The organism is Pseudomonadota bacterium (genome assembly GCA_030860485.1).
In the GTDB taxonomy this organism is placed as follows: Bacteria; Pseudomonadota; Gammaproteobacteria; order JACCXJ01; family JACCXJ01; genus JACCXJ01.
The window spans coordinates 19,899-29,118 of sequence record JALZID010000267.1 but is presented as its reverse complement, the minus strand read 5'-3'; the positions used below and the strand labels follow the sequence as shown (position 1 = coordinate 29,118).

The window sequence follows — 9,220 nt, the reverse complement described above, 5'->3', positions numbered from 1 at the left end:
GGGTCTGGTCGAACGAGGCCGAGGCGAGGTGCCGGCCATCGGGGGAATAGGCGCAGTCCGACACCGGGCCCGTATGCCCCATCAGTGTCAGGAGTGGCTCGCCCGTCTGGGCGTCCCAGACCCGCAGTGTCTGGTCCCGCGAGGCCGAGACGATGTTCCGCCCATCGGGGGAGTAGGCACAGGCCAAGACCTCCACCGTATGCCCGGTAAAGCTCGCGAGGCGTACCGGGGACTTCACCCCAGTTTCACGTGGGGGCTCACAGCGGGCGAAGAACGCCGCAGGCGGGCCTTCGGGCAGGCCACGGGTGTCCTGCAACAGACAGCCCAGCCACTGGGCACGATGGCAGCGGGCTTCCAGGAAGCTCGCGCCGCGGAGACGGGCGTCGCGGAACAGGGTCCCCGTGAGTTTCGCGCCATCGAAGCGGCCTTCCTCCGCCCGGACATGGAAAAGCTCGGTGCGCGCGAGGTCCGCCCCGGTGAAATCGGCCCCGTCCAACCGTGTGTGCTCGATGCGCGCGCCGGACAGGTTGGCCCCGCGAAACACACCCCCACTGAGATTCAGGGGCGCGGCCTCGCGCCCCGCGATCACCCATGCCCGCAGATCTGCGCCTTCGAGCCTTGCGCGCGCAAGCGCCGCAGCCGGATAGCCCTTCTCGGCGGCGATCAAGGCGTAGCGCAGTGTCTGCTCGCTCGCCAGCGGACGGTAGGCGTCGCGCAGGGCCCGCAAGGCGGCGAGCGCGGTTTCTCGACCGGTGTTCTCCTCCAGCATCTGGCCGAGGAAGTCCAGTGTCTCGGGGCTGGCGATCGGTAGCGCCCAGCGCTCGGGCGCGCTTTCGAGGAGCGCACGGTACAGATAGCGCGCGAGGAAGAATTCCAGGAGCGAGGTATGGGCGAAGCGGAAGCGGTCCTCGCCCTCGCGCACCAGAAAGGTGGCGGTGCGCAGGTCTTCCTTGAGCAACTCGCGATCGCGGGTCGTGTAGTGGGCAGCGATCCCGGGATGTGCGCCCAGGAAATCGACGAGCCATTGCTCGAGCCGGCCGATCTCCCAGAGCCGGTCCCCGGAGCGCCATAGCTCGGCGGCGCAGTGCTCCATGAGCCATTCCTTGTGGTCGGGCGCGAGCTGGTGCTTACCTCGGTCGCGCTCTAGCCAGGAGCGCACCATGTGGCCGTAAAGCAATGCGCCCGTGACCTTGCGGCCTTCGAGTTTCCAGCGCTCGATCTCGGGGATGTGCCGAGCGATCAGGCTCAAGGTGTATGGCCGCTCCGCCATCTCGGAGAGGTTGTGCACGGCGCCGATGAGCCCCAGGACGCGCTCGGGTTCCTCGCCGGGCAGAGTGATCCTCAAATACTCGCGGACCTGCGCCTCGTCGAAAGGCAGCAGCACGAAGGCGCGAAAGTCCTCGGGGCTGATCCCGTCCCGATCCTCGCTGGTGAAGTGGGTCTTCTGATCGCGCAGCGTGCGGAAGTAATGGGTGCGGCAACTCACGAGCAGGCGCCCGCGGCGCGCGCGTTGCGGGCGCGGGGCGAGACGGGGCGGGAGGATACGGAAGAGCTGGCGCGTGAAACGCTGTCCCGCACCGGGGCTCAGATGCACCAGCACCTCGTCCAGACCGTCGAAGATGGCAACCGCGCCCTCCTCTTGCACCAGGCGAATGATGTCCGGTGCAGAAAGCGAGGTCTCGGCGGAGCCGGAGCGCCAGCTTTGCTTGAGCACCTGGGTGAGGATCTCCGCGAGGTCGGGCTCGCGGGCGGCGATCTCGCCCAGGTGGCGCAGATCGAGAAAGATCGGGCGCGGCAGCAAGGGAGTCCCGCCGCGCGCATCCAGCAGGCGCTTGGCGAAGGCCATGCACGTCGTGGTCTTGCCAAAGCCGAGATCCCCTAGTAGCGCGCAGTAGGGCTGCGATTCGGGGTTCGAGACCCAATCCATGAGATAGTCGAGCGCATCGCCCCGTGCCCCGGGCGCGTTTTCTCGTCTCTCCGGTTCCAGCTTTTCGAGGCTGCTGGCGATGCCCCGCGTCGCCACGAAAGAGCGCTTTTCAAACTTCTCGATTTGCCGGTGGAGCTGCACTTCGACCCGCGAACCGGCTTGCGGCTCGGGGGGTGCCGGTGGTCGCGTCTGCTGCGATACGACCCTCACGATCTGCTGAAACAGCTCGCGGGCGAAGTCATCGCGCGTCTTGTCGGTCGTGCGCTCGACGAAGGCTTTGTCGCCCGAATCGTGAAAGACCTGCAGCCGCTCCAAACCCTTGAGATCGATCGTGTCGTCGAAGGGGACACGCCTCAGGGCCACCGGGATGGCGCGCTTGGTGGGTTCCGGGCTACCGTGCGCGACGAAGCTCGGTAGCTCCTGCCCGCTGATATAACGGCTTCTTAGGAACTCCGGGCTCACCAGCAGGAGACCAAACTGGCAGCGCGCGATGGCGTGCTGGATCTTGGTATGCCATTCCTCGCCCGGCAGGATCTCGGCGTCGTCCCAGGGCTCGAACCGGTAGTGTTTGGAACCATCGAGCAAGGCTCCGAGGAGATCGATGAGACGTTGCTTGAGCCCCTTGTCCTTGTGTGCGTAGGAGATGAAGTAGCGAACGACTTGTTTACCCTCCTTGACCTCGGTCAGCTCGACAGCAGTTTGCCCGACGCGTTCGACACCGGCGGTCTCGCCCTCGGTGTAGCCGGCGGCCGCGCGCGCTACGTCGTCGGCGCCCTCGAACCAGGCGCGGCGTGCATCTGGAGCCGCGCGGGTCTGGGTGTCCACCACGAGATCCAGCTCGATGCCGGCTTCCCGCGCTGCGGCCTTGAGGCGCGCTCGAAACTGCCGGAAACTAGTGAGCGCCGCCTCGCGCGCCGACCCGGGATAGAGCGACTCCAAGGCGCGCGCGAGATTGATGGCGCCGTCCTCGCCGATGAGCTCGATGAGCCTGTCAAATCGGTCGTGGTCGGCTTTGCCCAATTCCTCGCGCAGGGCCTTGGCCGAACGCGCCAGGGCAGCGGCGGAAAGCGGCCTGGTCGGCATGTCCTTCTCCGTTGTCTACGAGGTAACTACGATATAGGGTACCGCCCGAAACCGAAAAGTCAAGAACGAAGTCTACGGTTTTGCTACGGCGGGTGATCGCAGACTCGAGATTCCCGCCCAAGGCGCCATGCTGCGAAAGGGGCGGGCCGCTCTGTGGAGGACGGTCAAGAGCGCCCGATCAGGCCGAGCACCGCGTCCGCGGCCGTGCGGCTGGCATCGCGGCGGAGCGCGCGCTGGATCGCGGCCAGCTCACGTTCCAGGAGCGCGATCTCCTCTCCGCCGTTGAGCAAGCGCAGAAGCTCGGGTCCGAGACACTCGGCACGCACGTCGCCCTGCAAGAACTCGGGGACCAGCCGCCGTCCTGCGAGCAGGTTCGGCAGGGAGAAATACGGCACGCGCACCAGGAGCCGCGCGACCAGATAGCTCACCGCCGCCATGCGGTAGGTCACCACCATGGGCCTGTGCGCCAAGAGGCACTCGAGGGCAGCCGTCCCCGATACGGTTAGCACCGCATCCGCCGCGGCTATCACCTCACGCGCCCGCCCGAGGATGACGGTCGCCGGAAGCTCGGGGGCCGACCGGGATAATGCCTGTTCGAACGCGGTGCGCGCCTCTCCGGATACCGCCGCCACCGCGAAGCGCAGTCCTGAGTGTCGGTCGTGCAGCCAGGCGGCGGTCTCGACGAAGGGAGTCACGTGGTAACGCCATTCGTTGCTGCGGCTGCCCGGCAAGAGCGTGAGGAGCGGGCCGTTTCGAGACAGTCCCAGGGCCCCGCGCAGGCCGGCCTGATCGAGCGCCGCGGCCGGTTCATCGGCCAGCGGGTGGCCGACGTAGCGGACCGGAACCTGGTGATTTCGGTAATACACCTCTTCGAAGGGAAACAACACCAGCATGAGATCGACGGCGCGCGCGATGAGCCTCACCCGCCCCTCGCGCCAGGCCCATACCTGTGGGCTCACGTACTGCACCGTCCGTATGCCGCGCGCGCGAAGACGCGCCAAGAGCCGTAGGTTGAACTCCGGGGCATCGACCCCGATGAAACAGTCCGGAGGATGCGCGGTGAAATGCCCGATGAGCGCGCGCCGCATGCGGGATAGCTCGGCATAACGCCGGACCACCTCCGGGATCCCCATCACCGCCAGCCGCTCGGAGGGGTAGAGGGCCCGACATCCCTCGGCGATCATGGCCGGCCCGGCGACGCCCTCGACCTCTATCGTCCCAGAGCGCGCGCGGAGGGCGGCGATGAGGCCGGCCGCGAGCCGATCGCCGGAGGCCTCGCCGGCGACGATGCCGATTCGGATCATCGGGCAATTCGGATCATGGCCCGATACGGATCATGGCCCGACAGGGGCGGCGCGCGCCGCCGTTCAAGGGCACTGTCGTGCGAAACCGCGCGACGAGCCCCGGATGAACTCCACCCACTCCCGCACCAGCGGGGATGACTGCTCCGAGAGCGCCGCCAGGGCCTCGCGCGTGGCGCCCGCCTCTGCGAACAAACGCTGGAAGGCGCGCTTGAGATCCGCGATGGCCTCGGGGTCCATGCCGGCGCGCTGGAGCCCGACCTTGTTGAGCCCGACCACCCGCGCCGGGGCCCCGGTGACCAGGGTGAAGGGGAGGCAGTCCATGTTGACCCCGGCGAGCCCGGAGACCATGCACAACCGCCCGATGCGGCAGAACTGATGGACCGCGACGGCGGCCGACAGGAAGGCGCGCTCCCCGACCGAGACGTGTCCGCCCAGGCACGCCCCGTTGGCGATCACCACGTGGCTGCCGACCGTGCAATCGTGGGCGACATGGGAATAGGCCATGAGGAAAGTGCCGTCCCCGATGCGTGTGCAGTGGCCCTCACGGGTGGCCCGATGCAGGGTCACGCCCTCGCGTATGGTGTTGCCGTCGCCGATCTCGAGGCCGCTCTGCACACCCCTGAAGGCCAGGTCCTGCGGCGTCCCGCCGAGCACCGCGTGCTCGTGGACCCGGTTGCCGCGGCCCATCCGCGTGTAGCGTTTGATCACGGCATGGGCCGCGATCCGGCAGTCCGGACCGATCTCGACGTCGGCCTCGATGACGGCGTACGGGCCGATCTCGATGCCCTCGGCGAGACGCGCGCCGGGATCGACGATGGCGCTCGGGTGGATGCGGGGCCCAACCCTATCGGATCCAAGCGTGCTCACGGGATCGACGGGACCGGAAAACGCGCCATGTACATTTATGAAGACGATAGGGCCTCGGTTCCGACCGTCGACCGGCTAGATTGGGTTCTCCGGCACAAAGACGCCGCGCGCCCGGAACGCGGCCTCCTGATCCCGGATGGCCTCGGAGATGGCGAGCGCCACCGCCAGCGCGGCTCGGCCCTCTTCGCCGGTGACGGCGGCGGGCGTACCCTCGCGGACCGCCTGGACGAAGGCCTGGATCTCCATGAGGAGGGCATCCTGCCTTTCGAAGCCCAGTTCCTCGGTCGTGATCCGCAAGCCCTCCGGACCGCCCTCCCGCCGGCACACGGCGACCTTACGGCAAAGGTAATCGATCGAGATATAGCCATCGTGTTGGAACACCCGCACCTTGCGCAGCGGCTCCCGGCCCACGCGGCTCGCGGTCACGTTGGCCACGCAGCCGCTCGCGAATTCGAGCCGCGCGTGGGCGATGTCCACCTCCCCGCTCAGGACCGGCAGTCCCGTGGGGCGGATGGCCGTCACCGGACTCTTCACGATGCTCAAGATGATATCGATATCGTGGATCATGAGGTCCAGGACCACGCTCACCTCGAGGCCGCGCGGCCCGAAGGCGGCGATGCGATGCGACTCTATGAAGAGCGGTTGGTTGAGGATGCCGCCGAGCGCGAGCAGGGCGGCGTTGAAACGCTCCAGGTGTCCGATCTGCAACACCAGGCCCGCGCGCCTGGCCAGCTCGATCATGCGGTCGGCCTCCGCCAGACTGGCGGCCATGGGTTTCTCGACCAAGACATGCACCCCGGATCCGAGGAGCGCGCAGGCGATGGGGAAATGGGCGTCGGTCGGCACCACGACCGAGGCGATCTGGACCTCGCCGAGCAACTCGCGGAAGTCTGTGGCGCCACGCGCCCCGTGCATCGAGGCCAGCGCCTCGGCGCGCCCTTCGTCGACATCCACCACCGCCACGAGCTCGATTTCGGGCAGCGCCGCGTACTTCTCGGCGTGAAAACGACCGAGATAGCCCGCGCCGATCACCGCGGCCTTGAGCTTTTTCACGTATTATTGGCGGCTCTCAGCGGATGATGCCGCGCGTCGACTGGGCCACGAAATCGACCAGCCTTTGCACCTCGGGGCATTCCTCGACCATCTCGCGGAGGAGGGCGAGCGATTCGGCCACGGTCAGGTTTTCCCGGTACAGGATGCGGTAGGCGCGCCGCAGAAGATCGATGGTCTCGGGGCTGCAACCATGGCGTCGCAAACCCTCCCGATTGAGGCCATGCGCCTTGGCCGACTCGCGGGACACCATCATATAGGGCGGGAGGTCCTTGGCGATGGTCGAGGAGAACGCCGAGAAGCTGTAGGCACCGATCCGGCAGAACTGATGGACCAGGGTGAAGCCGCCCAGGATCGCATGGTCCTCGACCACCACGTGACCGGCAAGCGAGGCGCCGTTCGCGAACACCGTATGATTCCCGATGATGCAATCGTGCGCGATGTGGACATAGGCCATGATCCAGTTGTCGTCGCCGATGCGGGTCACGCCCCCGCCCTGCACCGTGCCCCGGTTCATGGTGCAATATTCACGGATGGTGTTCCGATCCCCGATCTGCAGGCGGGTCTCGGCGCGCTCACCGCGGTATTTCTTGTCCTGCGGGTCGTCGCCGAGGGAGCAGAACTGATGGATCCGGTTGTCGCACCCGATGCGCGTCGGGCCGTTCAGGACCACGTGCGGGCCGATCCAGGTGCCCTCCCCGATCTCGACGTCGGGGCCGATGACGGAGTAAGGCCCGACATGGACACCGGCGGCGATCCGGGCGTCTGGATCGATAACCGCGCGGGGATCGATGTCCGCCTGCGGCTCGATCAACGATAGTGGGTCGTGCAATGGGTCGATCAACGCCAGGGGCTCGATCAACGCGGGCCGAACGCCTGCGTGGCCATGATCTCCGCGCTGGCGACCAACTTGCCATCGACCCTGGCCTCTGCTTCGAAGCGATAGATCCCTCGGATCTCGCGCGTCAGGTGTGCCTCCATCAGCAACTGATCACCCGGTACCACAGGCTTCTTGAACCGGGCCTTATCCACCCCCACGAGATAATAGAGGGTATCGGGCTGGGATCCCTCGGGTTCGGAGCCGAACGCCAGCAAGGCCGTGGTCTGGGCCATGGCCTCCAGGATCATGACCCCGGGCATCACCGGCCGGCCGGGAAAATGCCCGGAGAAAAAGGGTTCGTTGTAAGAGACGTTTTTCACCGCCAGGATCGACTGACCGGTCCGGCACTCGATCACCTTATCCACCAGCAGAAACGGATAGCGGTGGGGGAGGCGCTGGAGGATCTGTTGGATATCAAGCAACATCGTCGCGGGATGCTCGAAGAGATTTGAATGTATCCGTCAGCGACGCGCGGACGGCGTATCCCGGATCACCCGTCGTCCCCCGTCAATCTTCGTCGCCGACGGGAGAGACCGGCTCATCGGCCGGGGGCTCAGCGGTATTGTGGCGGCCGATACGGTTGAAGCGCCCGACGCTGCGCCGCCATTCCAGAGCTTCCTTGGCTGGCCACACCGCCGAATAGGTCCCGGGCTTTCGGATCGACTTGGTCACCGAGGTGGCCCCGCCGATCACGACATCGTCGCAGATCTCGATATGTCCCGCGAACTCCGCGCCCCCGCCGATCGTGCAGCGCTTGCCGATGCGCGTGCTGCCGGCGATCCCGACACAACCGGCGATGGCGCTATGCGCGCCGATGTGCACATTATGGCCTATCTGGATCTGGTTATCGAGCTTGACCCCGTCCTCGATCACCGTGTCTTTCAAGGCGCCCCGGTCGATGGTGGTGTTGGCTCCGATCTCGACGTCGTCCCCGATATGCACGCTGCCGATCTGGGGGATCTTGATCCACACCCCGCGCTCCCGCGCCAGACCGAAACCGTCCGCGCCGATCACGGTGCCGGGGTGGACGAGACAGCGGCGGCCCAGGGTGGCCTCGGCCAGCACCGTCACTCGCGCGACCAAGCGCGTATACGCCCCGATGCGTACCCCCGATCCGATGACGCACGCGGGCCCGAGGTCGGCACATGCCCCGATGATCGCACCCGCTCCCACGACCGTATAGGCGCCGATGGCGGCGCTATCGTCCACCTCGGCCCCGTTGCCGACCTCTGCCGTGGCATGCACCCCCGGCACCACACAAGGGCCGGGATGGAGCAGGGCGGCGGCCCGTGCATAACCGAGATAGGGGTTGTCGGTCACGAGCGCGGCTGCGGGACAGGCCGCCAGATCGGCATGTCCCAGGATCACCGCCGAGGCGCCGGTCACGGCTAGGAACTTCCGATAACGGCGGTTGAAGAGGAACGAGACATCGCCGCCCCCGGCGCTGTCCAGGGTGGCGACGCGATGAACGAGCACATCGGCATCCCCGTGCAGCTCGGCCCCGAGGTGCTCGGCCAGCGCTCCGAGGCGGGTGGGCATGTAGGTGCGGGGGACCCCGATGCGGGACGGGGATTATCTCGGCTTACCGCCGCGCTTCAGCCGTTCCACGACCTTGGCCGTGACATCGACCTTGTCGTTGGCATAGACGACGCCTTCACCCACGATGATGTCGAAACCCTGCTCCTTGGCGAAGGCCTGGATGGCCTCGACCACCTGCTTCTGGATCTTGCCGAACTCTTCGTTGCGCCGCACGGTGAAGTCCTCGCGGAACTCGTCCTGATCGCGCTTGAGCTCGCGTTTCTCGTTGATGAGGTTACGCTCCAAGGTGCGGCGCTCGGGCTCGCCCATGCCGGGCCCGTCCTTGGCCAGCTTGTCCTCCAGGCCCTTGACCTTCTTTTGCCCGGCGACGATGGTCTTGTCGCGCGGCTGAAACTCGCGCTCCAGGCGCTTGCGCGCGTCGTCGGCCTGCGGCGCGGCCTCCAGCACCTTGATGGGATTGACCACCCCGAGGCGGAAATCGGCGGGCCGGGCAAGGGTCGGAAACGCGATGCCGGCCCAAGTCAAACAGAAAACCACGCACCAAAGATCCCGTGAGTTATTCAAGATCAG

Annotated in this window: 8 protein-coding genes; all 8 read right to left on the bottom strand. The window is 66.8% G+C overall.

The features are described from left to right. Positions 1 to 3,010: pentapeptide repeat-containing protein (locus M3461_16485; GenBank protein ID MDQ3775824.1), on the bottom strand; the 3,010-nt coding region annotated here is incomplete at its 3' end. 164 nt (positions 3,011 to 3,174) lie between these two features. Then, on the bottom strand, positions 3,175 to 4,314 hold the full coding sequence (gene lpxB / locus M3461_16480) for a lipid-A-disaccharide synthase (GenBank protein ID MDQ3775823.1): 1,140 nt from the start codon (positions 4,312 to 4,314) through the stop codon (positions 3,175 to 3,177). A 63-nt stretch (positions 4,315 to 4,377) separates the two neighbouring features. After that, positions 4,378 to 5,181 carry an acyl-ACP--UDP-N-acetylglucosamine O-acyltransferase gene (gene lpxA / locus M3461_16475; GenBank protein MDQ3775822.1) on the bottom strand — a complete coding sequence of 268 codons (804 nt, stop codon included), beginning with the start codon at positions 5,179 to 5,181 and terminating at the stop codon, positions 4,378 to 4,380. 75 nt (positions 5,182 to 5,256) lie between these two features. After that, a complete protein-coding gene (locus M3461_16470; protein ID MDQ3775821.1) occupies positions 5,257 to 6,234 on the bottom strand; it encodes a Gfo/Idh/MocA family oxidoreductase in 978 nt (325 codons plus the stop codon). Positions 6,235 to 6,250: 16 nt separating this feature from the next. Then, positions 6,251 to 7,072, bottom strand: coding sequence for an acyl-ACP--UDP-N-acetylglucosamine O-acyltransferase (gene lpxA / locus M3461_16465; protein ID MDQ3775820.1), 822 nt, complete (start codon positions 7,070 to 7,072; stop codon positions 6,251 to 6,253). Between the two features lie 17 nt (positions 7,073 to 7,089). Then, a complete protein-coding gene (fabZ, locus tag M3461_16460; GenBank protein ID MDQ3775819.1) occupies positions 7,090 to 7,536 on the bottom strand; it encodes a 3-hydroxyacyl-ACP dehydratase FabZ in 447 nt (148 codons plus the stop codon). A gap of 82 nt (positions 7,537 to 7,618) precedes the next feature. Beyond that, positions 7,619 to 8,650 carry a UDP-3-O-(3-hydroxymyristoyl)glucosamine N-acyltransferase gene (lpxD, locus tag M3461_16455; protein ID MDQ3775818.1) on the bottom strand — a complete coding sequence of 344 codons (1,032 nt, stop codon included), beginning with the start codon at positions 8,648 to 8,650 and terminating at the stop codon, positions 7,619 to 7,621. Between the two features lie 33 nt (positions 8,651 to 8,683). Next, on the bottom strand, positions 8,684 to 9,214 hold the full coding sequence (locus M3461_16450; GenBank protein MDQ3775817.1) for an OmpH family outer membrane protein: 531 nt from the start codon (positions 9,212 to 9,214) through the stop codon (positions 8,684 to 8,686). Positions 9,215 to 9,220: the final 6 nt, after the last annotated feature.